The organism is Nonomuraea sp. NPDC002799, assembly GCF_053592075.1.
Window position 1 is genome coordinate 20,755 of the sequence record NZ_JBSFVA010000047.1, and the last position, 25,753, is coordinate 46,507.

A 25,753-nucleotide genomic window follows, 5' to 3' on the forward strand; every position below is an offset into this window, starting at 1 on the left:
AGTCAGACTTCAGGCGGGTTCCGCCACCCCGGCATCAGTTCGGGCTTCAGGCGGGTTCCGCCACCCCGGCATCAGCCGCCAGCGCGGTGAGGAGCGCGGCGGTGAGGGCGGCCCGTTCGACCAGGCCGTCCACGCTGACGTGCTCGTGACGCGCGTGCGCGCCCGCGCCCACCGCGCCCAGCCCGTCCAGGACGGGCCGGCCGAGTGCGGCGGCGAAGTTGCCGTCGCTGGCTCCGCCGACCGAGCATTCGCGCAGGTCGACACCCAGCTCGGCGGCCACGACGCGGGCCCGCTCGAACAGCAGGCCGGTGCCGGGCGAGCGCTCCATGACGGGCCGGTTCCAGCCGCCGCTCACCTCGATCGAGGCGCGCGGGTCGTGCGGGCGCAGGGCGGCGAGGGCCGTGTCCACACGGGCGGCCTCGCCCTGGCTGGCAACGCGCACGTCCACCTCGGCGCGGGCCGAGCCGGCGATCACGTTCGTCCCCGTGCCGCCCGAGACGATCCCGACGTTCACCGTCGTGCCGGCGGTCAGGTCGGTGAGATCGTGCAGCACGCGCACCGCCCTGGCCAGCTCGTCGATGGCGCTGGCGCCCTTGGCCGGTTCGAGTCCGGCGTGCGCCTCGACCCCGGTGAAGGTCAGGCGGAAGATGCCGACGCCCTTGCGCTCGGTCTTCAGCGCCCCGTCCGCGCTCGCCTCGAACACCAGCACCGCCGCCGCCGCTCCGGCCGCCTCCTCGATCAGCGGCCGGGAAGCGGGGCTGCCGATCTCCTCGTCGCCGTTGAGCAGCAACCGCAGCGGCGGGCGGGGCAGCCCGGCGGCCTCCAGCGCGCGCAGCGCCCAGACGAGCTGGATCAGGCCCGCCTTCATGTCGAACACGCCGGGTCCGGTGGCCCGGTCGCCTTCGACGGTGAAGGGCCAGGTGGCGAGCGTGCCGGCGGGCCACACGGTGTCGTAGTGGGCCAGCGCGAGGACCGGCTCGCCCCCCTGGCCGGGGTAGTCGTTGACGCGGATGTCGCCGTACGCGCCGCCGGGGACGAGGCGGGTGGCGGCGGGCGCGCCGACGCGGGCCTCCAGGTAGCCGTCCAGCCAGTCCAGGCCCGCGCCGAGCAGCGCCTTGTCGTTGCTGGGAGTCTCCAGGCCGACATAAGCGGACAGGTCGGCGAGCAGCTCGGCGCGGTGGTCCTCGATCCAGGCGCGCAGGTCTTCGGTCTTCACAGGGTGGCCTCCAAGTCGCTGAGATGATCCTCGCTCATGGGCGTACGCCCGGTTTCCACCTCGGCCAGCTTGGCGAGCATGCCGCCCAGCAGCGGCGTCGCCACCCCGGCCGCGCCGGCCTCGGCGAAGACGGGCCGGTAGTGGTCGTGCACCTCCACCGGCCGGTGCCGGACGGCGATGTCGCGCCAGATGCCGCTGCGGTCCTTGGGCTGGGTACGCAGCCAGGCGGTGAGCCGATCGGTCGCCGCCTCCCGCGCCTCGCGCGCCGTCCCGGGCAGGTAGGCGGCGGGGGTGAAGGCGTCGAAAGACTCCAGCGGCCGCTCCCCGGCCACCGCGAACACCTCGGCCACCAGGGCGTGCATCAGCGGCCGGTGCCGGTCGATCAGATCGGCCATGGGCGCGTCGGCCAGCGCGGTCGCGCTCAGCATGGCGCCGAATCCCAGCTTGGACCACAGGTAGCCGCCGACGTTCGCGGTCGCCTGGGCGCCGAGCGGGGCGAGGTCGGCCACCAGCGCGGCGACACGAGCGCTGGTAGAGCCGTCCAGCTCCCCGATCACGAACGCGCCGGCCCCGCCGTCCTTGATCACGCCGGGCTCGGCCACGTCGGCGAAGATGTTCACGAACGCGCCCACGACGCGCTCCTCGCCCACGTAGGAGGCGATGAGCTGCTCGTTGAGCCCGTTCTGCACCGACACGACGTAGCCGCCGGGCGCCAGCCGGGGCGCGATCCAGGCGGCCGCCCCGTCGGTGGCCTGCGCCTTGACGCACAGCAGCACCCGGTGCAGCGGCCCATCCACCTCGGCCGGGGTGGCGGCGCGGACCTGGACGCTCTCGTCGCCGCCGGCCCGCCGCAACCTCAGCCCGCTCTTCCTGACGGCCTCGACGTGCGCGGGGTCGGCGTCGATGAGCGCGACGTCGTGCCCGGCCTTCGCCAGGTGGAAGGCTATGGTCCCGCCGATGGCCCCGCCACCGACGATCGTGTATCCGCTCGTGTCGCTCATGCCTGCTGTACCTCGCTCGTTCCCGTCCAGTGCAGGGGCAGGGCGGTGGTGCCCGCCGATGCCCCTCCGTCCACGCGCAACACCGCGCCCGTCACCCAGCCGGCTTCGGCGCCGGCCAGCCAGCGCACCGCCGCGGCCACGTCCGGCGGCAGGCCGCGGCGGCCCAGCGGGTTGGCCGAGACGGCGGCGGCGTACTCCTCGGTGACGGGGTTGGCGTCGCTGTCCACGGTGACGAACCCGGGGCTGACCGCGTTGACGCGGACGCCGATCGGGCCGAGCTCGACGGCGGCGGCCTTGGTGAGCATCTCCAGCGCCGCCTTCGACGTGCAGTAGTGGGCCGCGCCGGGGCGGGCGCGCAAGGCGGCGCCGGAGGCGATGTTCACCACCGAGCCGCCGCGGCCGCTCGCGGCGCAGGCCCGCCCGAACGCGGCGGTGATCAGCATCGGCGCGCGCACGTTGACGTGCTGCACCCGGTCCCACTGCGCGGCCGTCATCTCCAGGAACGGCGTCGCCGGGTAGATGCCGGCCGCGTTGACCACGACGTCCACGGGGCCGTTCGCCTGCCAGGCGCGCTCCACCAGCTCTCCGGCGGCCCGCTCGTCGGCCAGGTCGGCCGCGATGGGGTGCGCGCCCAGCTTGCCGGCCAGCTCGGACAGAGCCTCGGCCCGTACGTCGACCGCGGTCACGCGGGCGCCGTCCGCGGTCACGCGGGCGCCGTCCGCGGTCGCGAACAACTCGCAGACCCCGGCGCCGATGCCGCTGGCCGCGCCGGTGACCAGCACGTGCGCTGTCACGTCAGTTCCTTTCCCTTGGTTTCTGGCATGGTGGCGTAGACCAGGACGCCGACGGCGGCGGCCGCCGCCACGTAGATCCAGACCTGGTCGCGGTAGCCGTTGGAGCTGAGCCAGGTGGTGACGTACGGGGCGGTGCCGCCGAAGACGGCCACGGCCAGCGCGTACGGCAGCCCGATCCCGGTGGTGCGCACCTCGGCGGGGAACTGCTCGGCCATGATGACGGCGCAGTTGGCGGAGTAGCCGACCATGAACACCATGCCGATGATCTCGATGACGAGCAGCGAGCCGAACCCGCCGTCGAGGAACTGGAAGGCCGGCCAGGCCAGCACCAGGAACCCGGCGGCGAACGCGAGCATCGTCGGCTTGCGCCCGATCCGGTCCGACAGCAGCCCGCCGAACGGCAGCAGGATCAGGAACACCAGCACCGCGATGGTGTTGGCGAGCAGCGCCTGGTTGAGCGGGATGCCGGTGTCGAGGTGGGCGTACGTCGGCATGTAGCTGACCCAGATGTAGTAGAGCAGCGTTCCCGCGATGGTCACGCCCGCCACCCGCAGCGCCGCCTTCGGGTGCTCCTTGAACATCGTGACCAGCGGGTTGGCGCGCTTGCGGCCGGACGACTCGACCTTGGCGAACGCCTCGGTCTCCGGCACCGACACCCGCAACCACAGGCCGATCAGCCCGAGCAGGCCGCCGAGCACGAACGCGATCCGCCAGCCCCAGCTCTGCAGCGCGGCCTCGTCCAGCGTCGAGGTGAGCACGGCGCCGAACGCCGAGGCGATCAGCACGCCGCCGCCCACCGACACCTGCTGCCAGGATCCGGCGAACGCCCGCCGGCCGGGCGCCGCCGACTCCACCAGGAACGCCGACGACGTGCCGAACTCGCCGCCCGCCGAGAACCCCTGCACCAGCCGGGCCAGCACCAGCACGATGGGCGCTGCGACGCCGATGGTCTCGAAGGAGGGGCAGATGGCGATCACGAACGACGCCGCCGCCATCAGCGAGATGGTGAGCGTCATGCCCTTCTTGCGGCCGTGGCGGTCGCCGTAGGCGCCGAGGATGGCGCCGCCGATGGGGCGCATGAGGAAGCCGACGGCGAAGACGGCCAGCGTGGACAGCAGGCTCGCGGTGTCGTCGCCCTGGGGGAAGAACTGACTGGCGAACACGGAGGCGAACGTCGTGTAGATCGCCCAGTCCACCCATTCGACGGTGTTGCCGATGGCGCCGGCGACGATGGCCTTGCGCTGGGCGGGCGTCAGCCGCGTGGAGACGGTGGTCGCGGTGGTGGCGGTCATGACTGCTCCAGGACGTACTCGGCGATCTGGGCGTGGGTGGCGTACCAGACGCCCTCGTGGGCGGCGACGTGGTCGAGCAGTTCGGCGAGCGCCGTCATGCGGGAGCGGTGGCCGATGATGTGCGGGTGCATGGTGAGCTGGAACAGCCCGCCCTCGGCGTACGCGGCGTCGAACTCGTCGCGCCAGATGCCGATCACGTCGCGCGGCGGCGTGTACGGCCGCAACGACGCGTAGCGCTCCATCATCAGGTACGGCGCGTCGTCCCTGATCCACTCGACCGGGATCTCCACGATGCCGGTGGGCTCGCCGTCGGCCAGCAGCTCATACGGCTCGTCGTCGGCCATCAGCGAGGAGTCGTAGCGCAGGCCGAGCTCGCGGGTGATGGCCAGGGTGTGGTCGGAGAAGTCCCACGACGGCGTGCGGATGCCGACCGGGCGCACTCCGCCCAGCCTCTCCAGGGTGTCGGCGGCGCGCAGGGCCAGGTCGCGCTCGTCGGCCGGGTCGAGCGTCATGTTGCGCTCGTGGATCCAGCCGTGCATGGCGACCTCGTGACCGGCGGCGACGTAGTCGCGGACCTCGCCGGGGTGCAGCAGCGCCGACACCGCCGGCATGAAGAACGAGGCCGGGATGCGGTAGCGCTCCAGCAGGCGCAGGACGCGCGGCGCGCCGACCCGGGCGCCGTACTCGCCCTGGGCGAGCTTGCCCGGCCGGGTCTCACCGTCACGCAGGGGGATCGTCTCGTGGTCGGAGTCGAAGGAGAGGGCGACGGCGACGCGGGCGCCGCCGGGCCACGACGCCGGGCGCAGGCTGCGGCCCGCGCGCACCCGGCCGACATGGGCGCGCCAGGTCTGCTCGTCCCACTGCCAGGGCTGCTGTTCGGTCATGGTGTCTCCGTTCGTGCGGGGGCCGTCTGGGGGCGTGCGGACGGGGTGGGGACCCAGGCCCGCTTCAGCGTGGTGAGCTGGAGGGTGACGTCGGCGGCCCGCAGCCCGGGCAGGGAGCCGACGTCGTCGGTCAGGTAGCGGAACAGGTCGCCGTAGTGGCGCAGCGCCACCTGCCCGGCGAGGTTGAAGCGTCCGGTGGTGGCCGACAGGTAGCGGGTGCCGGGATGCGCGGCGAGCTGCTGCCCGGCCCGCTCCAGCAGGCCGGGCTCGACCTCCAGCCACATCATGAACTCCACGGCGTAGCCGAGGACCTCGGGCTCGGTGAGGGTGCGGAAGCGCAGGCAGCCGCGGCGCACCAGCGACTCGACCCGCCGCTTGGCGGTGGACTCGCTGGCGCCGACGCGCTGGGCCAGCGCCTTGTACGACATCCGCCCGTCCTCGCCGAGCGCGCGCACGATCGCCAGCTCCAGCTCGTCCAGCCGCTCGGTGGCCTCGCCCCTGAAGTGGTCCTCGAACGGCGGCTCGGCGGCGTCGCGCAGCTCGGCGGTGGCCCGCTGGTCCAGCACGCCCGGGTTCCAGTCGTGGTTGGAGACGAACGTGCGGATCACCGCGTGCGTCTCGCTCTCGGTGACCCGCTCCCCGCCGGGCACGTCGGCGACCATCACCCGCCCGATCGCGGCGTGGGTGGGCACGACGAACTCGGCCACGCAGTCCGCGCTGCCGGACACCACCGCGACGAACCGGGCCTCGGGCCGGTCGGCGACGGCGGCGGCGACGTCGTAGGTGGTGCCGGGCCGGCAGCGGAAGCGGCTCAGCACCGGCACGCCGAGCCCGCAGCGCAGCACGTCGACGACGCCGATGACGCGCAGCAGGCCGTTCTCGGCGAGCAGGGTGGCGCGGCGGACCACGGTGGACTCGCTCGCGCCGACGAGACGGGCGACGAGGCTCCAGGGGGCCCGCCCGTTGAGCTGGAGGGCCGCGACGATCGCGCGGTCCAGCTCATCGGCTTGGACGGCTTCTTGCATGACTGCCATGCTTACTGACGGAATCCCCCGAAAGCAAGCTGAAGATGACGCTATCCCCGAATTTCTGGCTAAAACGGCAAAAATCTACCTCGCGTTGAACGAGCCGCCCGGCAGCGAGAAGGCGCGCCGCCCGGAGGGCGACGCGCCTTGCCGGAGCGGGGAGAGGTCAGCGAGCCGGGACCAGGGTGCGCTTCCTCGACGCGTAGATGTCATCGATCAGCCGGTAGGTACGGGCCTGCTCGGCGGTGAAGATCCGGTCCCGCTCGATGTCCTTCCTGATCTCCTGTACGCCCCGCCCGGTGTGCCGGGCCAGGATCTCCTCCTGCTGATCCCGCATCCGCAGGATCTCCCTGGCCTGGATCTCCAGGTCGCTGCCCTGCCCGCGCCCGCCGTCGGCGTGCGGCTCGTGCAGCAGCACCCGGGCGTGCGGCAGCGCGGCGCGCTTGCCCGGCGTGCCGGCCGCGAGCAGGACGGCCGCCGCCGAGGCCGCCTCGCCGATGCAGACCGTGTGGATCTCCGGCCGGACGAACTGCATCGTGTCGTAGATGGCCGTCATCGCCGTGAACGACCCGCCCGGCGAGTTGATGTAGATGTTGATGTCCTGGTCGGGGTCGAGCGACTCCAGCGTGAGGAGTTGCGCCATCACGTCGTCGGCCACGGTGTCGTCGATGGGCACACCCAGGAAGATGACCCGGTCCTCGAACAGCTTGTTGTACGGGTTCATCTCCCTGATGCCGTAGGAGGTGCGCTCGGTGAAGGACGGCAGGATGTAACGGCCGCTCATCTTCAGTTCATCCCTTCCGCGATGTGGTCGACGATGCCGTACTCGAGCGCCTGCTGGGCGGTGAACCAGCGGTCACGGTCGGAGTCGGCCTGGATGCGCTCCAGCGGCTGGCCCGTGTGGTGGGCGATGATCTCGGCCATCCGGCGCTTGGTGTGGATCATGTTCTCGGCCTGGATCTGGATGTCGGTGGCCGAGCCGCCGATGCCGCCCAGCGGCTGGTGCATGACGACACGGGCGTTGGGCAGGGCGTAACGCTTGCCCTTGGCGCCCGCCGCCAGCAGCACCTGGCCCATCGAGGCGGCGAATCCCATCGCCACCGTCGCCACGTCGCACGGAACGAACTGCATCATGTCGTAGAGTGCCATCCCGGCGGACACCGAACCGCCCGGCGAATTGATGTAAAGCGTTATGTCGCTGGCCGGATCCTCGGCCGCCAGCAAAAGCAGCTCACCGCACAGCCGATTGCAAATCGCGTCGTCGACCTCTTCGCCCAGGACGACGATGCGCTGCCGCAACAGGCGGTCACTGAGTTGGTCAGGCCACGTGGCGCGCTGGGTTTCCGTCATGAGGGTCGCCTTTCCGTGCGAGGTATTCCTGCGAAAAAACGCTAGACCCGGACGACCCGAATTACGGAACCTTTTCGCTGGGGGCGCATTTCTCTGTTGGCGCATTCCACTCAGCGCGAAAAATCATCGACAGGCAAACGCGGATGTGAGAGGGAACCCGCCGCGCAGGCGAGCCGCGATCATCCGGACGGCGGGCCGCTCGGCGAGCGGTGAACCTCAGAGCGGCGACTCCTCGCCCGGGTCCTCCCCCGGCGAGCGGCCCGGCGTGCCCTGCCCCGACTCGGTCGGCGACGACGACTGCGAGGGCGACGGCTGCGGCTCCGACGACTGCGGCGTCGGCGGCGGCGTCGGCACGAACACCGTCGGCGGCAGCTGCCGGGGCTGCGGCTCGCTGTTCTGCCGGCCCAGCAGCAACAGCAGCAGGATCGTGGTCACCAGCATCAGCAGCAGCACCACCGCCAGCGCGGCCAGCAGCACCCGCTTGCGGGTCTCGGTCCGCGGCCGGCGCTGCCTGGTCGGCCCCGGCAGCGCCGGAGCGCGGTCGGTCAGCCAGTACGGGACGAAGTCGGGCCCATGCGCCTCCCCGATGAACGTCCCGCCCACCATCACCGGCTCCAGGAAGCGCTCCGCCCCCGGCCGGCCCGGCACGTACGGCACCGCCACCCACGGCGCCTGCCCCGCGTGCACGTCGAGGACCTCGGGCGCGTCGTCCAGCACCGAGCCCCGCGGCCGGTTCGGCCGCAGGAACCAGGCGCGCATGCCGGACCTTTCGCCCCCGGCCTGCCTGGCCGCCGTCAGGAACCTCTCGCGCGCCGCGGCGTCGAAGGCGGCGCCTCTCGTCAGGACGGCCAGGGACACCGCGCGGCCGTCAGGCGCCTGGCCCAGGTACACGAAACCGGCCGGAGCCGTGTGCAGCCGGGCCTGCACCACGTAGGGCCCCAGCCGGGGCGGATCGCCGTACTGCAGGGGACTTGCCACGTTTGCCATGAAAGCACAGACGTGGCGTCGTGCACGTTTGCGGCGCGTTTGGTGGAATGGCGTCATGAGCGTCGCCGAAGAGTTGCCAGGCGGGAACGACGCCGCCCTGCTGCGTCAGAGTCTCGACGAGGTCCGGCGTGTCATCGTCGGACAGGAGCACATGGTCGAAAGACTGATCGTGGCCCTGCTGGCCCGCGGGCACTGCCTGCTCGAAGGAGTTCCGGGCGTCGCCAAGACCCTTGCCGCCGCCACCCTGTCGACCGTCGTGGGCGGCACGTTCGCCCGGATCCAGTTCACCCCCGACCTCGTGCCGAGCGACATCGTCGGCACCCGCGTCTTCCACCCCTCCAACGAGAAGTTCGACGTCGAGCTGGGCCCCGTGTTCGTCAACTTCCTGCTCGCCGACGAGATCAACCGTGCCCCCGCCAAGGTCCAGTCCGCGCTGCTGGAGGTGATGGCCGAGCGCCAGGTCACCCTGGCCGGCGTCACCCATCCGCTGCCCAGGCCGTTCATCGTGCTCGCCACCCAGAACCCGATCGAGTCCGAGGGCGTCTACCCGCTGCCCGAGGTCCAGCGTGACCGGTTCCTGTTCCGGGTGCGGGTACCGCATCCCACCGCGCACGAGGAGCTGGAGATCCTCCACCGCATGAGCGTCACCCCGCCCGTTCCCGAGCGGGTGCTCGACCCGGGCAAACTGCTGGCGCTGCAGGAGGCGGCCGAGCAGATCTCGGTGCACCAGCTCGTCGCCGACTACGTCGTACGGCTGGTCATGTCCACCCGCAACCCCGCCGAGTACGGCCTGTCCGAGCTCGCCGAGACCATCGAGATCGGCGTCAGCCCCCGCGCCACGCTGGGCCTGGTCTCGGCCGGCCGCGCGCTGGCCCTGCTGCGCGGGCGCGACTACATGCTGCCCGACGACGTACGCGACGTGGCCGTGGACGTCATGTCGCACCGGCTGATGCTCACCTTCGACGCCCTGGCCGACGGCGTCGACCCCGAACAGGTCGTCAAGCAGATCCTGCAGGCCGTACCCCCGCCCCTCGTCGTCTGGAACCAGAACCGTTGACCACCACAGCAGAGCAAGCGCTGCGCCGGCTGGAGCTGACCGTCACCCGGCGGCTGGACGGGCTGCTGCACGGCGCCCACCAGGGCCTGCTGCCGGGCCCCGGCAGCGAGGCCGGCGACAGCCGCGTGTACGTGCCCGGCGAGGACGACGTGCGCCGCATGGACTGGGCCGTCACCGCGCGCACCACCGTCCCCCACGTCCGCGACCTCGTCGCCGACCGCGAGCTGGAGACATGGGCGCTGGCCGACCTGTCGCCCAGCATGGACTTCGGCACCGCCGACACCGACAAACGCGACCTGGTGGTGGCCGCGGTGGGCGCCATCGGGTTCCTGTCCAGCAGGCTCGGTGACCGGTTCGGTGTCTTCGTCCTGCACGACGAGTACGTGCACCGCATGCCCGCCCGCACCGGCCGCCCCGCCCTCTACGGCCTGCTGCACTCCCTCATGGACGCCCCCCGCGGCAGCGTCGTGCCCGACCCGCCCGACCTCGCCGAGGGCATCGAGGTGTTGTCGGCCAGCCGGCGCCGGCGCGGCATGCGCCTGATCGTCTCCGACTTCCTCGACGCCCAGCCCGACCTCGACCCCGCCGCCGAACGCCCATGGGAGCGCCCCATCAGGCGCCTGGCCGCCCGCCACCAGGTGCTGGCGGTGGAGGTGATCGACCCGCGCGAGCTCGAACTGCCCGACGTGGGCCGGGTCGCGTTCGCCGACCCCGAGACCGGGCACGTACGCGAGGTGCACCTTTCTCCCAAAGTTCGGCAAGCGTATGCGGAAGCGGCCGCCGCGCAGCGTGAGGGCACCCGCCGGGCCCTGCGCCGGGCCGGAATCGCCCACCTCGTGCTGCGGACCGACCGGGACTGGGTGTTCGACATCGCGCAGTTCGTCCTGCGCCAGCGCCGCATGAGCCACCTCGCTCACAGGAGACCCTCATGACCTTCCTGGCTCCTGGCTGGTTGTGGCTCTTCCTCCTGCTGGGCCTGCTGGTGGCCGGCTACATCGTGTCCATGTTCGCGCGCCGCCGCTACACCGTGCGCTTCACCAACCTGGCCCTGCTCGACCTCGTCGCCCCCGCCGGCCCCGGCTGGCGCCGCCACGTCGCCCCCGTGCTCTTCCTCGTCATGATGTCCTTCCTGGTCATCGGCGCCGCCAAACCCGCCGACCAGGTACGCGTGCCCCGCGACCGCGCCACCATCATGATCGCGCTGGACGTGTCCCTGTCCATGGACGCCGACGACGTCCAGCCCGACCGGATCAGCGCCGCCAAGGCCGCCGCGCAGGCGTTCGCCAGGGAGCTGCCCGACCGCTTCAACGTCGGCGTGGTCTCCTTCGCGCGCTCCGCCAACGTGGTCATCTCCCCCACCACCGACCACCAGGCCGTGGTCACCGCCATCGGCAACCTCACCACCCGCCCGGGCACCGCGATCGGCGAGGCCGTCTTCAACGCGCTCGACTCGCTGCGCTCCTTCGACCAGCAGGCCGCCACCGACCCGCCGCCGGCCGCGATCGTGCTGCTCTCCGACGGCGACAACACCTCCGGCCGATCGGTCAACGAGGCCATCGAGGCCGCCCAGCAGGCCCGCGTCCCCGTCTCCACCATCGCGTACGGCACCCAGGAGGGCACCGTCGACATCGACGGCAGGCCGGTGAACGTGCCGGTCAACAAGCAGACCCTGCAGTCGTTGTCCGACGGCACCAGCGGCCGTGCCTACGCCGCCGAGTCCGGCAGCGAGCTGCGGGAGGTCTACGAGCAGATCGGCACCTCGCTCGGCTACAAGCTGGTCAACCAGGAGATCACCCAGTGGTTCATCGTGGCCGCGATCCTGGCGGGCCTGGTGGTGGCGGGCGCGGCGGTCCTGTTCGGTTCCCGGATCCCGTAACGTTCTGCCACGTGGCCCACTACTTCTCCGAGCAGCCGAAGACCGCGAGCAGGCCGGGGTCGGTCGATCTCGTCCTGCCCGACCTGCACCTGCGCCTGGAGACCGACAGTGGCGTGTTCTCCCCGGAGCGGGTCGATCTGGGCACGCGCGTGCTGCTGGAGAGCGTTCCGCCGCCGGCGCAGGAGGGCGACCTGCTCGACCTGGGCTGCGGTTACGGGCCGATCGCGCTGACGATGGCCTCCCGGGCGCCCGGGGCGACGGTGTGGGCCGTCGACGTGAACCGGCGCAGCCTGGAGCTGACCGCCAGAAACGCTCAGGCCGCGCGCCTTTACAAAGTAAGGTGCGTTCATGCCGACGAGGTCCCGGACGAGGTGCGCTTCCGCGCCATCTGGTCCAATCCCGCGATCCGGATCGGGAAGCAGGCCCTGCACGACATGCTCACCAGGTGGCTGACGAGGCTGACGCCCGACGGCGTCGCCCACCTGGTCGTCCAGAAACACCTCGGCTCGGACTCCCTGCAGCGCTGGCTCGGCGAGCAGGGCTGGCAGGTCTCCCGCGAGACCAGCCGGGCCGCCTACCGCATCCTGAAGGTGACCCGATGAGAAGGCAACTGCGCCCCACCGACGTCAAGCGGCTCAACCGCACCTGGCGCAGAAACACCGCCAACCGGCTCGGCCTGATCGTCGAGTCGGTCACCGGCCCGTTCAACGTCGGCTCGATCTTCCGCACCGCCGCCGCGTTCGGCGTGGACGAGATCTGGCTGGCCGGCAACGCCACCCCGCCGACCAATCCCAAGGCGGGCAAGACCGCGCTCGGCACCGAGCGGCTGGTCACCTGGCACGAGCCGGTGCCGGCCGTCGAGGCGGTCAAGGCGGCCAGGGGGGCGGGCTTCACGGTGCTGGCGATCGAGCTGACCGCCGAGGCCCTGCCGCTGCACAAGGCCGACCTCAACCGCGACGTGTGCCTGGTGGTCGGCAGCGAGGACCACGGCTGCTCCCCCGCCCTCCTGGAGGCCGTCGACGGCGCCTGCTACATCCCGCAGGTCGGCCGGGTGGGCTCGTTCAACGTGGCGGTGGCCGCGGCCATCGCGCTGTCCGACGCGCGCCGCCAGGAATGGGAAAATCTCCCCGATTCGTAACCGATCCGTTCACCCACGGAAGGCATACTTCAGGACGTGCTGAGCCGTCGATTCCCCTTTCTCGATCATCCGGGCCCGCTGGCCTTCGCACACCGCGGAGGCGCCGCGGAAGGCGCCGAGAACTCCGCCGCGGCCTTCGAGAGGGCCGTCGCGCTCGGCTACACCTATCTGGAGACCGACGCGCACGCCACCGCCGACGGGGTGCTGCTCGCCTTCCACGACCACACCCTCGACCGCGTCACCGACCACCGGGGCCGCATCTCGGAGCTGCCCTACCGGGCCGTCCGTGAGGCGCGCATCGGCGGGGTCCACGAGATCCCGCTGCTGGCCGACCTGCTCGGCTCCTGGCCCGAGGTCCGGTTCAACATCGACGTCAAGGAGGCCGCCGCCATCGCCCCGCTGGCCGAGGCGATCCGGCACACCAACGCCTATGACCGGATCTGCCTGACCTCCTTCTCCGACGAGCGGCTGGCCCTGGCCAGGGCGGCGCTGGGCAAGGAGGTGTGCTCGGCGCTCGGGCCGCGCGGCGTGGCCATGCTGCGCGCCGCCGCGGCCACCTCCGGTTACGGCCGCCTGCTGGCCCGCCTGTCCCGCGCCGGGATCCCGTGCGCGCAGGTGCCGGTGGGCTTCTACGGCCTGCGCGTGACCACCAGACGGCTCGTACGCACCGCGCACGCCATCGGCATGCAGGTGCACGTGTGGACCATCAACGACACCGCCCGCATGGAGCACCTGCTCGATCTGGGCGTCGACGGCCTCATGACCGACAACGTCACCGGCCTGCGCGACGTGCTGCAGCGTCGCGGGCAATGGCACCCCGGCCGGATGGCCGCCTGACAAGCCACCCCGCACAGCCGCGGCCATCCGGCCGCGGGAGTTCACCGCCCGGCCGCAGGGCCACAGCCCGGCCATCCGGCCACGGGCCACGGCCCGGCCGCCCGGCCCGCAGAGGAGCGACACGACACCATGCCCGCACCCGCACCCCCCGCGGCTCTCGACGACTCCCCCGCAGCCCGCAGACGCGAGCAACGCGGCTGGTACTTCTACGACTGGGCCAACTCCGCCTTCTACACCACGATCATCTCGGTCTTCCTCGGCCCCTATCTCATCCCGGTCGCCAAGACGGCGGCCTGCGCCAAGGACTTCCCCGGCATCGCCTCCGCCACGTGCGTGACCGACTTCGACAAGCTCGCCGAGGCCAGCCCCGGCCTCGGCTACGTGGACGTGCTCGGCGCCGACATCAGGCCGGCCGCGTTCTTCGGGCTGACGCTGACGATCGCGGTCTTCCTGCAGATCGTCGTGCTGCCCGTGGTGGGCGCGCTGGCCGATCACACCGGGCGCAAGCGCGAGATGCTCGGCGTCTTCGCCTACGTCGGGGCACTGGCCACGATGGGCCTCTACTTCGTCGAGGGCGACCGCTACCTGCTCGGAGGGCTGCTGTTCATCCTGGCCAACCTGGCCTACGGCTCCTCGGTCGTGGTCTACGACTCGTTCCTGCCGCAGATCTCCACGGCCGCCGAGCGCGACGGGGTGTCCTCGCGCGGCTGGGCCATCGGCTACCTGGGCGGCGGCCTGCTGCTGGCCCTCAACCTGGTGCTCTACCTGCAGCACGAGAGCCTGGGCCTGAGCGAGGGCATGTCGGTGCGCATCAGCATGATGTCGGCGGGCCTGTGGTGGGCCACGTTCACGATCATCCCGCTGCTGCGGCTGCGCAACCGGCCCGTGGCCGTCCACGAGACCACGGCGCTGCGCTCGGTCGGCGGCAGCTTCCGCCAGCTCGGCCGCACTCTGTCCGAGCTGCGCCGCTACCCGCTGACGCTGCTGTTCCTGGTGGCCTACCTGGTCTACAACGACGGCGTGCAGACGGTCATCGGCAACAGCGCGGCGTTCGCCTCCGAAGCGCTCAAGCTGGACAAGACCGTGCAGATCACGGCGATCCTGATGGTGCAGTTCGTGGCGTTCTTCGGGGCGCTGCTGCTCGGCCGGCTGGCCCGCGACTTCGGCACCAAGCGGACCGTCCTGGCCAGCCTGGTGCTGTGGACGATCATCGTGGTGGCCGCCCTGTTCGTCGAGGCGGGCCGGCCGCTGCAGTTCTACCTGATGGCCTTCGCCATCGCGATCGTGCTGGGCGGCACGCAGGCGTTGTCGCGGTCGTTGTTCTCGCAGGTGATCCCGAAGGGGCGGGAGGCCGAATACTTCAGCCTGCTGCAGATCAGCGACAAGGGGTCGGCGTTCATCGGCTCCCTCACGGTGACGATCGCGCTGCAGCTCACCAACAGCTACCGCATCGCCATCGTCTCCATGATCGTCTTCTTCATCGTCGGGTTCGTCCTGCTGGCCCTGACGAACCTGCCCAAGGCCATCCGCGCCGCCGGCAACGAGGTCCCCGAGAGGGTCTGAGGGTGACCGCCGCGCCGCCGGTGCAGGCGGCGCGGCGGACCCCGGCTCATGGGGTACGACGGAACCGGCCGGTGCGGCGCGGCGGACCCGCGCTGATGCGGCGCGGCGGCGCTTCCTAGAACGAGCCGCGGACGACGTTGGATCGGGTCTGCAGGGTGCCGCCGTCGCCGTCGATCCACTTGGCGGTGGCGTAGACCTCGTCGGAGTCCGCCCAGTCCTCGTCGAGCGAGTCACTCGTGATGGGCGGCAGAGCCACGCTCAGGTGGATGCCGTCGTCGTCCACCACGAGACTGGACAACCCCGAGTACGTGCCCGCGCCGAACAGGAAGTCGTCGGAGAAGGTGTCCTGGCCGTAGACCTTGAGCTGGATCCGCGCCCCGTTCACGACGTAGCCGACGCCGTCGAAGCGGTTGGTGGGCAGGTGGACGGAGATCTGGACCAGCCACGTGTCCTGCTCGGGGTTGTAGAAGGAGATGCCGAGCTGGCAGTGGATCTCGGTGACGGCGTTCGCCGGCCCGGCGGACAGTCCGGCCACCATCGCGAGGCTCGCGCAGGTGACGGCGATCGTACGGGCCATGCGGCGGAGTGTGTTCATGGGCTCGCTCCGAGGGGCGGATGGAACGCGGGTGTCGTCGTCCTTCAGGGCGTTCCATCGCGTTCCGCCGCATGCGCCGCGCCCGGTGCGCGGCCGCGTCAGCGGAGCCCGCGCGGGCGTCCGGCACGGCCGCGGTGGCGGATGTGGCGGTCAGGCGTGCTGCCGCGAGAGAGCCGAAATGGCGCTCACGGGGAAAATGGCACTGTTCGTCCCGCAGTTCTTCGGCCCCTGTCGGCAGCGGATCGCCAACGGCCTGTCGATCATGACCGGGGCGGCAATGGCTGGCCGGAGCCCTGCGGAGCACGTCTTCTCACCGCCGGCGGGAGCGGAATTCGCCTGCGGAGCGGGCCTGGTGGGCAACCGGGTGAAGAACCGAAGCCTCAACCGCGATTGGATCACCTCGCGGGTGGGAATCCCATCACGGTACCAAGCGTTAGACACCGTGGGAGACAGACCCCCCACGCATGGGGGCCCTGTAGGAGGCATTTAGACATGGGCGAGCGCGCGCTTCGTGGCACCCGGCTCGGGGCAACCAGCTACGAGAACGACCGTAACACGGATCTGGCCCCGCGCCAGGAGGTGTCTTACACCTGTCCCAAGGGCCATCTCTTCGAGGTTCCGCTTGCAGCCGAGGCTGAGATTCCCGCGACCTGGGAGTGCCGCATGTGCGGCGCGACCGCGGTTCGCGTGGACGGCGAGCAGCCGGAATCGAAGAAGACGAAGCCCCCGCGGACGCACTGGGACATGCTCTTGGAGCGGCGGTCCATCGAAGACCTTGAGGAGGTGCTCAACGAGCGGCTCGCTGTACTGCGGGCCCAGCGTCGTAAGAGCGCCTGACACACTTCTCACGGCAGAAGACCCCCGGGCATCGCGCCCGGGGGTTCCTTCATGCCCCCACCCGGAACAGACCGCCGCCAGGCGGACGATCTACGGCCGGCAGCGGCCACTCCCAGGCTGACGCCGTCGTCCCACCGGCGACCTGCGGGCCGCTGCGGCTTTCCCGGGCGCGACACCGCCCCAGCGAGCGGCCCGCAGCGCTTACGGCTGACAGCGGCCTTTCCGGGCGTGACACCACCCCAGCGCGACCTCTCCCGGGGCCGATGCCGCCCTACGGGCCGCTGCGACCTTCCCGGGCGCGACACCGCCCCACCGAGCGGCCTGCAGCGCTTGCGGCCGACAGCAGCCTTTCCAGGCGCGCGACACCGCCCAGCGAGCGGTCCAAGGACGGCTCTGGCCCCTCCGGGCCCGGACGAGGTGACCGTGGCCGATCCGCCGCAGGACAAGTGAGTGACTCGGCAGCCCTGACCGGCCCAGCAGCGGTCTGCGGGGGCTGGTGCGCTAGGAGTCGTGCTCTTCGCGGATGACCTCGCCGTGCACCACCCGGCCGCCGCCCTGCGGAACGCCGGGGTCCTGACTCGGCGGGAAAAGGTTCGCGTACGGCGACGCGGCCGCCATCCGCTTGACCCGGCGGTCGAAGAACCACGCCCCCAGGCGGCGCATCAGCGGACGGGTGACCGGCAGGATGCACAGGAACCCGAGCACGTCGGAGAAGAACCCGGGGGTCACCAGCAGCACGCCGCCCACCAGGACCAGAGCGCCGTCGGCCAGCTCGCGGTCGGGCACCTTGCCGCCCTGGAGAGCCTCCTGCAGCGCCCGCCAGGCCCGGCGGCCCTCGCGGCGCACCAGCCAAGCTCCCAGCAGGCTGTCGGCGATGAGCAGGGCCACGGTCGCCGGGCCGCCGATCACCGAGCCGACCTGGATCAACAGCCAGATCTCCAGGACCGGAATGATCAAAAAGGCCAGAAAGAGCAGGAGCCGCATCGTTTCCTCGATTCGCACACGCGTACAGCAGGGACAACGTCCGGCGCCCGCAAACCGTTCCGGCCCAGAAGGGCCACGTTCAGGCCGGGCCACGTTCAGGCTGAGCCGGCGGCCCGGCGTCCTCTGGCGTCGCCACGCTGCCCGCCCCGGCTTGCCGGCGCGGGCGGCGCGGGCGGCCCGGCCCTCAGCCGGGGCACGGGCCAGGCGTCAGGGCCGGCCGTGGCCGCTGCCGCGCAGGCGTCTGGGCAGGCCCGTGACGCCCCACAGGCCGATCCGCCACAACGCCTCGGACATGACCTTCCCGTTCATCTTGCTCTTGCCGACCGTCCGCTCCACGAACGTGATCGGCACCTCCACCACCCGCAGCCCGTTCCTGGCCGTGCGCAGGGTCAGGTCGACCTGGAAGCAGTAGCCCTGCGACTCCACGCCCGACAGACCCACCTTCTCCAGGGTCGCCGCGCGGTAGGCGCGGAACCCGGCGGTCGCGTCACGGACGGGCAGGCCCAGCATGACCCGGGTGTAGACGTTGGCGCCCTTGGACAGCAGCTCGCGCCGGTGCGGCCAGTTGACCACCTTGCCGCCGGGCACGTAGCGGGAGCCGATCGCCAGGTCGGCTCCGTCGGCCAGGGCGTCGAGCAGCTTGGGCAGCTCCTCCGGCTGGTGCGAGCCGTCGGCGTCCATCTCCACCAGGACGTCGTAGCCCTCCTGCAGCCCCCACCGGAAACCGGCGATGTAGGCCGCCCCGAGCCCCTGCTTGCCGGGCCGGTGCAGCACGTGCACCTGCCCGTCGGCCGCGGCGAGCTCGTCGGCGATCTCGCCGGTGCCGTCGGGGCTGTCGTCGTCGGCCACGAGCACGTGAGCGTCGGGCACCGCCTCGCGCACCCGCTCGACGATCATGGGCAGGTTGTCGCGCTCGTTGTAGGTGGGCACGACGACGAGCACCCGGCCGAGAGTCTCCATCTTCACTCGTTCCTCATCCGGTCGCCTCGCCGCCTGCCACGCCACACGGCGACTCCGGCGGCCACGGCTCCCATCACTGTCAATGCCCATTCGGGAAGCGCGCCCACCCTGGTGGCGATCGTTTCCCGGGTGCGCACGGGCACCTTGACCACGGTCATGTCCGCGACCAGTTCGCGGGTCTGCCAGGAGACCTTACCGTCAGGCGTCACATAGGCGGAGATGCCGGTGGTCGCGGCGGTCACGACGGCCCTGTTGTGCTCGACCGCGCGCAGCTTGGACATGGCGAGCTGCTGGGGAGGCAGGTTCGACTCGGCGTAGGTGGCGTTGTTGGTCTGCACCACGATCGGGGTGCCGCCGGCGCGCACGGTGCCGCGTACGGTGTCGTCGTAGGCCACCTCGTAGCAGTTGACCGCGCCGATCGTGACCGGCCCCAGCTTCAGGTCGCCCGGCTTGCCGCCCGCCACCGACTGCCTGCCCACCAGGCCGGCCCGCTCCCACAGCGCCAGCACGATCTCCTTGAACGGCGTGTACTCCCCGAACGGCACCAGGTGCTGCTTGTCGTAGTAGTCGCCGGGGCCGGTCACCGGGTCCCACACCAGGCTGCGGGTGGCGCGGTTCTCGTCGCCGATGGCCACCACCGCGCCGACCAGCGTGGGCACGCCGACGTCCTGGACGGAGTCCTGGATGATCTGGCGGGCCACCGCGTCACGGTAAGGGTCGATGTCGGTGGAGTTCTCCGGCAGGACGACCAGGTCGGGCTTGGGCAGTTTGCCCTCGCGTACGGCCTGCGCCAGGCGTTTGGTCTCGTTGGCATGATTTTTCAGGACCACTGCGGGTTCGTCGCCCAGGATGTGCATGCCCCGGCCCGGGACGTTCCCCTGCACGATGCCGACGTTGACCGTACGGCCCTCATCGCCGGCCCTGGGCACCGCGAAGCTCAGCACGGGCACGGCCAGCGCCAGAGCGACCGGAACCGCCCTCGTCAGCGTCGTGGCCCGCCGGACGAGGACGGCGTGGGCGAGCAGGGCGCCGCACACCGCGACGGCGAACGAGACCAGCGGCGCGCCACCGAGGGCGGCGTAGGAGGTGAACAGCGACTCACCCTGGCTGAACGCCAGCCGCGCCCAGGGGAACCCGCCGATGGGCACCAGGCTGCGGGCCCCTTCCATGCCTGCCCACAACCCGCCGAACCACAGCGGCCACCACCGCAGCCTGAACACCGGCGCCGCCAGGGCGGCCATGACGGCGTAGAAGGCGCTCTCGGTGCCGACCAGCATGAACCAGACGTCGTCGCCGATGGTGCGCACCCAGGCGAGCGTGGGGAGCAGGAACACCAGGGCGCTCAGATAGCCGAGCCAGGCGGCCCGCCTGGGCCGGGTGCCGTAGAGCGAGCCGATGATCAGCGCGATGCCCGCAGGCGCGCACCACCACCAGTCGAGCGGGGGGAACGACGCGTAGAGCGCCAATCCGCCGGCCACGGCGGCCACGACCCTGGCCGGCAGCACGAGCCGCGACCGGAGCCCGGCGCCGGCGACGCCCCGCGCCGCCGCCCCTCCGGGCACGTCGCCGGAGGAGCCGCCGGAGCCGCCGGACGCGGCCACGGATTCGGCGGGCCCCTGGGACTCGGGCGTGTCCGCCGACGGCCCGGACGCACGGGCCGGGTCGCGCCCGGGTGTGGGCGGATGGCTCGTCCTGTCCTGAACCACTCCGGGGTCTCCTCGCCAGAAATTCGCACGCCTGCTTGCGAAAACGCTACCGCCCCACGGCGGCGCTCAAGCCCGCGCGGCCTCCGGAAAGATCAGAAATTGGCCGCCCCGAGCCGAGAAACGGGGGCGGCAGGGTGATCCCGCGAACGGCGGGACCACCCGGCGCGATGGCGGCCCGGCACACGAGAGCGGGAAGAGGGCCCGGAAACCCTTCGGACCGGACCCGTCTCGTCGGCGGCGAGCGCGGAATTCCGTTGTCTACTGGGCTCCCGGGCCCGTCCCGGGTCCAACCCCCCGCCCGGTTGGGGTGCCCCGACTCGACGGACCGACGGCCCTGCACCTGGCTGTGTGGACGAAGTCACACTCCGTCACGGACGCAGGATCCGGCGATGTCAGAGACGGCCAACCGGCCAAGTCCCGTGCTGGACTGCGCAGCAAACTACCGACTCCACCTCAGATGTCAACCGTGTCCCGATCAGCAGAAACATCAAGTTTCCGCAGGTGGGACATATGAGGTAAAGGAGTCAAAGCCCATTTGCCGGTGTCGGCGAGCGGCTTGACAAGCCCTGCAGAGCCTGCGACAGCGGCCGCTCGTGAACGACCCCGAGCCGTTGCGTGGCCCGGGTCAGAGCAACATACAGGTCGCTGGGACCTCTCGGCGACTGGGCCGCGATGAGATCCGGCTCGGCCACGATCACCGAGTCGAACTCCAGGCCCTTCGCGTCCGTCACGCCCAGCACCGCCACCGGCGCGTCGAGAGCCGCCGCGCCCTTGGCCCGGCCCTCTCCCGGCGTCACCACGACCGCCCCGGCCACGGCCCGCGTGACCTGCTCCCCCACAGCGGACAGCAGCGCGTCCGGCACCACCACGGCGATCTTGCCGCCCTCGCCGACCTCGGCCTTGACCAGCTCGGGCAGGGCCGACAGCGGCGCCGACCACGGCTCCACGCCCACCTCCCGGACGGAGGTGGGCGCCCGCAGTCCGGGGTCGATGGTGGCCAGCACCCGGGCGGCGACGGCCATCAGCTCGACGGGCGTCCGGTAGTTGACGGTGAGCCGCTCCTGGCGCCAGCGCCCGGCCACGTACGGGTCGAGCGCCTCCTTCCACGACCGCGCCCCGGCCGCGGAACCGGTCTGGGCGATGTCGCCGACGATCGTCAGGGAACGCGTCGGGCAGCGCCGCATGAGCACCCGCCACGCCATCGGCGACAATTCCTGCGCCTCGTCCACGATCACGTGCCCGTAGGCCCAGGTGCGGTCGGCGGCGGCGCGCTCGGCGGTGGTGAGGTAGGGGCCCCCGCCGCGCTGGCGCTCGGCCAGGCGCTCGGCGTCCACGACGTCGGACAGGCCGGTCAGCTCCAGCACCTCGCGGGCGTAGGAGAGCTCGGCCTCGCGCTCGCTCTCCTCGGCCTGCCTGGCGGCGGCCAGCTCCTCCTCGGCCTGCAGCGCGCTGGCCCGCAGCACCTGCTCGTCGATCTCGCCGAGCAGCTCGGCGGCCTCGTCGAGCAGCGGCACGTCGGACTCGGTCCACGCGCCGCCGTCCCGGCGCAGCAGAGCACGCTCCTGAGGGCTCAGATCGGCGGCGGCGTAACCGAGACGCTCGGGGGAGCCGTAGAGGCCGAGCAGGAGGCGTTGTGGCGTCAGGTAGGGCCACAGCCGGTTGAGCGCGGACTTGACCACCGGCTCGGTCCGCAACTCCTCGCGCAGATCGGCCAGGTCGTCATCGTCGATGAGCCCCTTGCCGATCTTGCGGGCCTGCTGCCTGGCCAGGGCGTTGAGCAGCGACCTGACGAACACGGCACGGGCCTGGTTGTGCGGGCGGCGCGTGCGGGCCGCCTTGTTCCTGGCACCCTCCAGCATGGAGCGGTCGATGGTGAGGGTGATGCGCCCGATCGTGAGGTCGATGGGCTTGCGCGGCACCTTCTGCCGGTCGCGCACGGCATTGGCCAGCACCTCGGCCATCCGCAGGTCGCCCTTGAGCGCGGCCACCTCGGGGCGCTCCCTGGTGGTGGCGGTCACGCCGGGATAGAGCTCCCCGACCGTCGACAGCAGCACGTCGGTCTCACCGAGCGAGGGCAGGACCTGTTCGATGTAGCGCAGGAAGGTGAGGTTGGGCCCGAGGATGAGCACGCCCCGGCGCTCCAGGCGCTCACGGTGGGTGTAGAGCAGGTAGGCGGCGCGGTGCAGCGCCACGACGGTCTTGCCGGTGCCGGGGCCGCCCTGCACGACCAGGACGCCGTTCAGGTCGGCGCGGATGACGCGGTCCTGCTCGGACTGGATGGTGGCGACGATGTCGCGCATGCGGCCGGTGCGCCGCTCGTCGAGCGCGGCCAGCAGCGCGGCCTCGCCGTTGAGGGTGGCGCGGTCGTCGTCGGTGAGCGAGTCGAAGTCGAGCAGGTCGTCGTCCACGCCGACCACGGCCCGCCCCTTGGTCTGCAGGTGGCGCCGCCTGGTCACGCCCATGGACGCGGCCGGGGTGGCGCGGTAGAACGGCTGCGCCACCGGCGCCCGCCAGTCGATGAGCAGGCGTTGCTGCTCGTCGTCGGTGAGGCCGAGCTTGCCGATGTACAGCCGGCCCTCGTCGACGTGATCGAGACGTCCGAAGACGAGGCCGCGCTCGACCGCCCAGAGGCGGGCGAGCCGGGCGGCGTACATGTCGGCGAACGTGTCGCGCTCCGACCGGTTCTGCAGCGTGCCGACAGCGCCCGTGGCGAGCACCTCCTTGAGCTGCCGCTGGGTACGTTCGCGCAGCTCGTCGAGCCGGTCGTAGAGCAGGGTGACGTACGCCTGCTCTCTGGCGAGCTCTGTTTGACGAGTTGCCGCCTGACCATTATTGTGGTTAATGGGACACTCCGGGCCATTCTGCTTGTTGTTACGACAAACGACGACATTAGCATGCCTGTTGAGGCACTCTCCCCTTCTTTCCCCCTAACGCTCCTCCGATTACGTCTGACATTCGCCCCTTGACCGTTACACAGAGCCTTCCTATGTTCGTGAGCAGTTAGGAAAGTTTCCTAACTCACGATCAAGGAGTCGCCGTGAGCGGTCCGGTGCCGGGGACCCCCAGTCTGCTACGCGCCATCAACGATCGCGCCGCGCTGCGGGCCCTCCTCGACCGCGGCCCGCTGACCCGCCCCGAGATCGGCGTCCTCACCGGGCTGTCCAAGCCGACGGCGTCCCAGCTCCTGTCCCGGCTGCAGGAGGCGGGGCTGGTCGTTCTGGACGGCATCAGGGAGGGCCTGCCGGGGCGTACGGCCGAGGTCTACCGGATCAACCCGGCGGCGGCGTACGTGGGCGCGCTCGACGTCACCCCCGGCCGGATCGAGGCCAAGGTGGCCGACATCACCGGCACGGTCGTGGGCGAGCACGTCCTGCCGACGCCGCGCCGCCCCCACGGCGACCTGGTGGAGCGGCTCGGCGCCGCCCTGCGGGGCGCGGACCCGCCGGACAAGCTGCGCCGGGTCGTGATCGGGGTGCAGGCCGCGATCGACCCGTCCACCGGCGGGCTCGGGTACGCCGCGGCCAAGGACGTGCCGGGCTGGCACATCCCCGACCTGGTCCCCGCGCTCAGCGCCGGCCTCGGCGTGCCCGTGAGCGTGGAGAACAACGTCAACCTCGTCGCCCTCGCCGAGCAGGCGCACGGGGCCGCCCGGGGTCATCGGGACTTCGTGCTGCTCTGGGCCGACGAGGGCATCGGCTCGGCCATCGTGCTCGGCGGGCGCATGCACCGGGGCGCGACGGGCGGCGCGGGCGAGGTGGGCTACATGCCGACCCCGGGCGCGCCGACGGCCCGCGAGTCCGGCCGCTACGCCAGCCACGGCTACCAGGCGCTCACCGGCGGCCCCGCCGTGCTGAAGCTGCTGCGCTCGTACGGCGTGCGCGGCGCGGGCTTCGGCCAGGCCGTCGCGAACGCCGTGCGGGCGGCCCAGGGCTCCGGCCAGCGGTCCGACGACGCCCGGGCCGGGCTGCGCGACGTCGCCGCCCGGCTGGCCGTGGGCCTGGCGGCCGTCACCTCCGTCATCGACCCCGGGCTGATCGTGCTGACCGGCGGCGTCGTGCTGCCGGGCGGCGAGACCCTGCGCGAGCTGGTCGAGCACGAGCTGCACGCGCTGACCATCCCCCAGCCCCAGGTCCGCCTGTCGAGCGTCGAAGGCAATCCCGTGCTGGCCGGCGCGCTCGACCTCGCCCTCGACACCGTGCGCGAGGAGATCTTCGGCTCCACGACCGGCCCGCCGCGATCGGCGCGCGCCGATCCCACCTGATCCATCCGCCTGGCAGGAGGCACCCCCGTGCGCTTCGTCCCTCTGGCGGTCGCCGCGGCTGGGGGCGGCCGAGGGCGCCGCGGCGCGCCTGTTACGCGCCCTCGGGGGCGGCCTGAAGCCGTTGCCGCCCTTGGGTGGAGCCTGTAGAGCCCTGGGAAGCCGTCAGGGCCCCGTCAGACGTGTCCGTCCGGAGTGGCCGCGGGCTCGCCGGCGACCTCGGGGGCACGATGTTCGTAGGGGGTGCTGAGCACGACCGTGGTGCGCGTCGAGACGTTGGCCGAGGCGCGGATCTGCTGCAGCAGGTCCTCCAGCCCCACCGGCGAGGCGACCCGCACCTTGAGGATGTAGCTCTCGTCGCCCGCGACGCTGTGGCACGCCTCGATGGCCCGCAGGTGGGCCAGCCGCTCGGGGGCGTCGTCGGGCGCGGCGGGATCGATCGGCTTGATCGACACGAACGCGGTCAGCGGCAGCCCCACCGCGTCATGGTCGATGATCGCGGCGTATCCGCGGACGACCCCGCGCTTCTCCAGACGGCGTACGCGCTGGTGCACCGCTGAGACCGACAGCCCGGTCTCCCGGGCCAGGTCGGTGAAACTCATACGGCCGTCCTGGGCCAGCAGCGTGACGATCCGGCGGTCGATCTCCTCCATCGGTCAAAGGTAGCCGGTCATGGTCACGACATGGTCCCGACCGGGGTGGCGCCCCTGCGCATGGCATGCTCCACCAGCGTGATGAGCACCTCCCTGCCGGAGTCGCGCCTGCGGGCGTCGCAGCGCACGATGGGGATGTCCGGCTCCAGGCCGATCGCGCCGCGCACCTCGCCGACGGTGAACGGCATCACGCCGTCGAAGGCGTTGAGCGCCACGATGAACGGCTGCTCGCGCTTCTCGAAGTAGTCGACCGCCGGGAAACAGTCGTCGAGGCGGCGGGTGTCGGCCAGCACCACGGCGCCCAGCGCGCCCATGGCCAGCTCGTCCCACACGAACCAGAACCGTTCCTGGCCCGGCGTGCCGAACAGGTAGAGCATGTAGTCGTCGCGGATCGTGATCCGCCCGAAGTCCATGGCCACCGTGGTCGTGAGCTTGCGCTCGACCCCGTCGAGGTCGTCGACGTGCGTCCCGATCTGGGTGAGCGCCTCCTCCGTGCGCAGTGGCCGCGTCTCGGAGACGGCGGTCACCATGGTGGTCTTGCCCGCGCCGAATCCTCCGGCGACCAAGATCTTGATCGCCGTCGGCAGCCGCCAATGGTCAGAGCGACCGAATTCCATGCAGCACCGCCCGTACATTTCCGCGCAAGCTCAACCCCGCCCCTGAGGTGCCGTGGTCAGTGGTACCTGTCAAGGCGCGTTGAGAAGGTCGATCCACATGCCTGGCAACGAGCCACCCTAGCA

Annotated in this window: 25 protein-coding genes; 9 read left to right on the top strand and 16 right to left on the bottom strand. The window is 71.7% G+C overall.

Features of this window, described 5'->3' with window-relative positions; all coding sequences use genetic code 11:
* Nucleotides 1–46 precede the first annotated feature (46 nt).
* The 9 genes from ACWD0F_RS45565 to ACWD0F_RS45605 form a co-directional block, all read right to left on the bottom strand.
* On the bottom strand, nucleotides 47–1,216 hold the full coding sequence (locus tag ACWD0F_RS45565) for a M20 family metallopeptidase (RefSeq protein ID WP_449888409.1): 1,170 nt from the start codon (nucleotides 1,214–1,216) through the stop codon (nucleotides 47–49).
* Nucleotides 1,213–2,217: a ketopantoate reductase family protein gene (locus tag ACWD0F_RS45570; RefSeq protein WP_449888412.1), complete on the bottom strand. Its 1,005-nt coding sequence runs from the start codon at nucleotides 2,215–2,217 to the stop codon at nucleotides 1,213–1,215. Before ACWD0F_RS45570 ends, ACWD0F_RS45565 begins: the two co-directional genes overlap by 4 nt.
* Nucleotides 2,214–3,011 (bottom strand): SDR family NAD(P)-dependent oxidoreductase, encoded by a 798-nt coding sequence (locus tag ACWD0F_RS45575; RefSeq protein WP_449888414.1) that lies wholly within the window; start codon nucleotides 3,009–3,011, stop codon nucleotides 2,214–2,216. The genes ACWD0F_RS45570 and ACWD0F_RS45575 overlap by 4 nt, the downstream gene beginning before the upstream one ends.
* Nucleotides 3,008–4,303: an MFS transporter gene (locus ACWD0F_RS45580; protein ID WP_449888417.1), complete on the bottom strand. Its 1,296-nt coding sequence runs from the start codon at nucleotides 4,301–4,303 to the stop codon at nucleotides 3,008–3,010. Before ACWD0F_RS45580 ends, ACWD0F_RS45575 begins: the two co-directional genes overlap by 4 nt.
* Nucleotides 4,300–5,187 (bottom strand): polysaccharide deacetylase family protein, encoded by an 888-nt coding sequence (locus ACWD0F_RS45585; protein ID WP_449888419.1) that lies wholly within the window; start codon nucleotides 5,185–5,187, stop codon nucleotides 4,300–4,302. Before ACWD0F_RS45585 ends, ACWD0F_RS45580 begins: the two co-directional genes overlap by 4 nt.
* Nucleotides 5,184–6,221, bottom strand: a complete 1,038-nt coding sequence (locus tag ACWD0F_RS45590; RefSeq protein WP_449888421.1) for an Lrp/AsnC family transcriptional regulator — start codon at nucleotides 6,219–6,221, stop codon at nucleotides 5,184–5,186. Before ACWD0F_RS45590 ends, ACWD0F_RS45585 begins: the two co-directional genes overlap by 4 nt.
* Nucleotides 6,222–6,378: 157 nt before the next feature.
* A complete protein-coding gene (locus ACWD0F_RS45595; RefSeq protein ID WP_449888423.1) occupies nucleotides 6,379–6,996 on the bottom strand; it encodes an ATP-dependent Clp protease proteolytic subunit in 618 nt (205 codons plus the stop codon).
* Nucleotides 6,997–6,998: 2 nt separating this feature from the next.
* On the bottom strand, nucleotides 6,999–7,562 hold the full coding sequence (locus ACWD0F_RS45600; RefSeq protein ID WP_449888424.1) for a ClpP family protease: 564 nt from the start codon (nucleotides 7,560–7,562) through the stop codon (nucleotides 6,999–7,001).
* 216 nt (nucleotides 7,563–7,778) lie between these two features.
* Nucleotides 7,779–8,549, bottom strand: a complete 771-nt coding sequence (locus tag ACWD0F_RS45605) for a hypothetical protein (protein ID WP_449888426.1) — start codon at nucleotides 8,547–8,549, stop codon at nucleotides 7,779–7,781.
* A 55-nt stretch (nucleotides 8,550–8,604) separates the two neighbouring features.
* Between ACWD0F_RS45605 and ACWD0F_RS45610 the strand changes: the two genes are divergently transcribed.
* The 7 genes from ACWD0F_RS45610 to ACWD0F_RS45640 all read left to right on the top strand — a co-directional run bounded on the left by ACWD0F_RS45610 (nucleotide 8,605) and on the right by ACWD0F_RS45640 (nucleotide 15,020).
* Entirely contained in the window at nucleotides 8,605–9,606 is a 1,002-nt protein-coding gene (locus tag ACWD0F_RS45610) for an AAA family ATPase (protein ID WP_449888428.1), read from the top strand.
* Nucleotides 9,603–10,538: a DUF58 domain-containing protein gene (locus tag ACWD0F_RS45615; protein WP_449888431.1), complete on the top strand. Its 936-nt coding sequence runs from the start codon at nucleotides 9,603–9,605 to the stop codon at nucleotides 10,536–10,538. Before ACWD0F_RS45610 ends, ACWD0F_RS45615 begins: the two co-directional genes overlap by 4 nt.
* On the top strand, nucleotides 10,535–11,482 hold the full coding sequence (locus ACWD0F_RS45620; protein WP_449888432.1) for a VWA domain-containing protein: 948 nt from the start codon (nucleotides 10,535–10,537) through the stop codon (nucleotides 11,480–11,482). Before ACWD0F_RS45615 ends, ACWD0F_RS45620 begins: the two co-directional genes overlap by 4 nt.
* A gap of 11 nt (nucleotides 11,483–11,493) precedes the next feature.
* Nucleotides 11,494–12,084, top strand: coding sequence for a class I SAM-dependent methyltransferase (locus tag ACWD0F_RS45625; RefSeq protein WP_449888434.1), 591 nt, complete (start codon nucleotides 11,494–11,496; stop codon nucleotides 12,082–12,084).
* On the top strand, nucleotides 12,081–12,620 hold the full coding sequence (locus tag ACWD0F_RS45630) for a TrmH family RNA methyltransferase (protein ID WP_449888437.1): 540 nt from the start codon (nucleotides 12,081–12,083) through the stop codon (nucleotides 12,618–12,620). Before ACWD0F_RS45625 ends, ACWD0F_RS45630 begins: the two co-directional genes overlap by 4 nt.
* Nucleotides 12,621–12,659: 39 nt before the next feature.
* Nucleotides 12,660–13,457 (top strand): glycerophosphodiester phosphodiesterase family protein, encoded by a 798-nt coding sequence (locus tag ACWD0F_RS45635; protein ID WP_449888488.1) that lies wholly within the window; start codon nucleotides 12,660–12,662, stop codon nucleotides 13,455–13,457.
* 129 nt (nucleotides 13,458–13,586) lie between these two features.
* A complete protein-coding gene (locus ACWD0F_RS45640; protein WP_449888439.1) occupies nucleotides 13,587–15,020 on the top strand; it encodes an MFS transporter in 1,434 nt (477 codons plus the stop codon).
* A gap of 115 nt (nucleotides 15,021–15,135) precedes the next feature.
* Here the strand turns inward: ACWD0F_RS45640 and ACWD0F_RS45645 are convergent, their stop codons facing one another.
* Entirely contained in the window at nucleotides 15,136–15,597 is a 462-nt protein-coding gene (locus ACWD0F_RS45645) for a hypothetical protein (protein ID WP_449888441.1), read from the bottom strand.
* Nucleotides 15,598–16,107: 510 nt separating this feature from the next.
* On the opposite strand from ACWD0F_RS45645, the gene ACWD0F_RS45650 reads away from it, so the two are divergent.
* Nucleotides 16,108–16,452, top strand: a complete 345-nt coding sequence (locus ACWD0F_RS45650) for an RNA polymerase-binding protein RbpA (protein ID WP_449888444.1) — start codon at nucleotides 16,108–16,110, stop codon at nucleotides 16,450–16,452.
* A 501-nt stretch (nucleotides 16,453–16,953) separates the two neighbouring features.
* On the opposite strand, the gene ACWD0F_RS45655 is transcribed toward ACWD0F_RS45650, so the two are convergent.
* From ACWD0F_RS45655 to ACWD0F_RS45670, 4 genes are all read right to left on the bottom strand, one after another.
* Nucleotides 16,954–17,454, bottom strand: coding sequence for an FxsA family protein (locus ACWD0F_RS45655; RefSeq protein ID WP_449888446.1), 501 nt, complete (start codon nucleotides 17,452–17,454; stop codon nucleotides 16,954–16,956).
* A gap of 189 nt (nucleotides 17,455–17,643) precedes the next feature.
* Nucleotides 17,644–18,396, bottom strand: a complete 753-nt coding sequence (locus tag ACWD0F_RS45660; protein ID WP_449888489.1) for a polyprenol monophosphomannose synthase — start codon at nucleotides 18,394–18,396, stop codon at nucleotides 17,644–17,646.
* Between the two features lie 2 nt (nucleotides 18,397–18,398).
* Nucleotides 18,399–20,102, bottom strand: coding sequence for an apolipoprotein N-acyltransferase (gene lnt / locus ACWD0F_RS45665; protein ID WP_449888448.1), 1,704 nt, complete (start codon nucleotides 20,100–20,102; stop codon nucleotides 18,399–18,401).
* Nucleotides 20,103–20,626: 524 nt separating this feature from the next.
* The gene (locus ACWD0F_RS45670) at nucleotides 20,627–22,819 is read right to left on the bottom strand and encodes a HelD family protein (protein WP_449888451.1); all 2,193 of its coding nucleotides are present in this window, start codon (nucleotides 22,817–22,819) and stop codon (nucleotides 20,627–20,629) included.
* 320 nt (nucleotides 22,820–23,139) lie between these two features.
* On the opposite strand from ACWD0F_RS45670, the gene ACWD0F_RS45675 reads away from it, so the two are divergent.
* Nucleotides 23,140–24,363 (top strand): ROK family transcriptional regulator, encoded by a 1,224-nt coding sequence (locus ACWD0F_RS45675; RefSeq protein WP_449888453.1) that lies wholly within the window; start codon nucleotides 23,140–23,142, stop codon nucleotides 24,361–24,363.
* Between the two features lie 173 nt (nucleotides 24,364–24,536).
* On the opposite strand, the gene ACWD0F_RS45680 is transcribed toward ACWD0F_RS45675, so the two are convergent.
* Both ACWD0F_RS45680 and ACWD0F_RS45685 read right to left on the bottom strand, forming a co-directional pair.
* A complete protein-coding gene (locus ACWD0F_RS45680) occupies nucleotides 24,537–25,013 on the bottom strand; it encodes an Lrp/AsnC family transcriptional regulator (RefSeq protein WP_449888456.1) in 477 nt (158 codons plus the stop codon).
* Between the two features lie 23 nt (nucleotides 25,014–25,036).
* On the bottom strand, nucleotides 25,037–25,630 hold the full coding sequence (locus tag ACWD0F_RS45685; RefSeq protein WP_449888458.1) for a GTP-binding protein: 594 nt from the start codon (nucleotides 25,628–25,630) through the stop codon (nucleotides 25,037–25,039).
* Nucleotides 25,631–25,753 lie beyond the last annotated feature (123 nt).

What these genes read in the sequence shown, in the direction of transcription:
- ACWD0F_RS45570 (WP_449888412.1), bottom strand. Translation starts at nt 2,217, where the DNA reads ATGAGCGACACGAGCGGATACACGATCGTCGGTGGCGGGGCCATCGGC.
- ACWD0F_RS45580 (WP_449888417.1), bottom strand. Translation starts at nt 4,303, where the DNA reads ATGACCGCCACCACCGCGACCACCGTCTCCACGCGGCTGACGCCCGCC.
- ACWD0F_RS45585 (WP_449888419.1), bottom strand. Translation starts at nt 5,187, where the DNA reads ATGACCGAACAGCAGCCCTGGCAGTGGGACGAGCAGACCTGGCGCGCC.
- ACWD0F_RS45590 (WP_449888421.1), bottom strand. Translation starts at nt 6,221, where the DNA reads ATGGCAGTCATGCAAGAAGCCGTCCAAGCCGATGAGCTGGACCGCGCG.
- ACWD0F_RS45595 (WP_449888423.1), bottom strand. Translation starts at nt 6,996, where the DNA reads ATGAGCGGCCGTTACATCCTGCCGTCCTTCACCGAGCGCACCTCCTAC.
- ACWD0F_RS45600 (WP_449888424.1), bottom strand. Translation starts at nt 7,562, where the DNA reads ATGACGGAAACCCAGCGCGCCACGTGGCCTGACCAACTCAGTGACCGC.
- ACWD0F_RS45605 (WP_449888426.1), bottom strand. Translation starts at nt 8,549, where the DNA reads ATGGCAAACGTGGCAAGTCCCCTGCAGTACGGCGATCCGCCCCGGCTG.
- ACWD0F_RS45610 (WP_449888428.1), top strand. Translation starts at nt 8,605, where the DNA reads ATGAGCGTCGCCGAAGAGTTGCCAGGCGGGAACGACGCCGCCCTGCTG.
- ACWD0F_RS45620 (WP_449888432.1), top strand. Translation starts at nt 10,535, where the DNA reads ATGACCTTCCTGGCTCCTGGCTGGTTGTGGCTCTTCCTCCTGCTGGGC.
- ACWD0F_RS45630 (WP_449888437.1), top strand. Translation starts at nt 12,081, where the DNA reads ATGAGAAGGCAACTGCGCCCCACCGACGTCAAGCGGCTCAACCGCACC.
- ACWD0F_RS45640 (WP_449888439.1), top strand. Translation starts at nt 13,587, where the DNA reads ATGCCCGCACCCGCACCCCCCGCGGCTCTCGACGACTCCCCCGCAGCC.
- ACWD0F_RS45645 (WP_449888441.1), bottom strand. Translation starts at nt 15,597, where the DNA reads ATGGCCCGTACGATCGCCGTCACCTGCGCGAGCCTCGCGATGGTGGCC.
- ACWD0F_RS45650 (WP_449888444.1), top strand. Translation starts at nt 16,108, where the DNA reads ATGGGCGAGCGCGCGCTTCGTGGCACCCGGCTCGGGGCAACCAGCTAC.
- ACWD0F_RS45660 (WP_449888489.1), bottom strand. Translation starts at nt 18,396, where the DNA reads ATGGAGACTCTCGGCCGGGTGCTCGTCGTCGTGCCCACCTACAACGAG.
- ACWD0F_RS45680 (WP_449888456.1), bottom strand. Translation starts at nt 25,013, where the DNA reads ATGGAGGAGATCGACCGCCGGATCGTCACGCTGCTGGCCCAGGACGGC.
- ACWD0F_RS45685 (WP_449888458.1), bottom strand. Translation starts at nt 25,630, where the DNA reads ATGGAATTCGGTCGCTCTGACCATTGGCGGCTGCCGACGGCGATCAAG.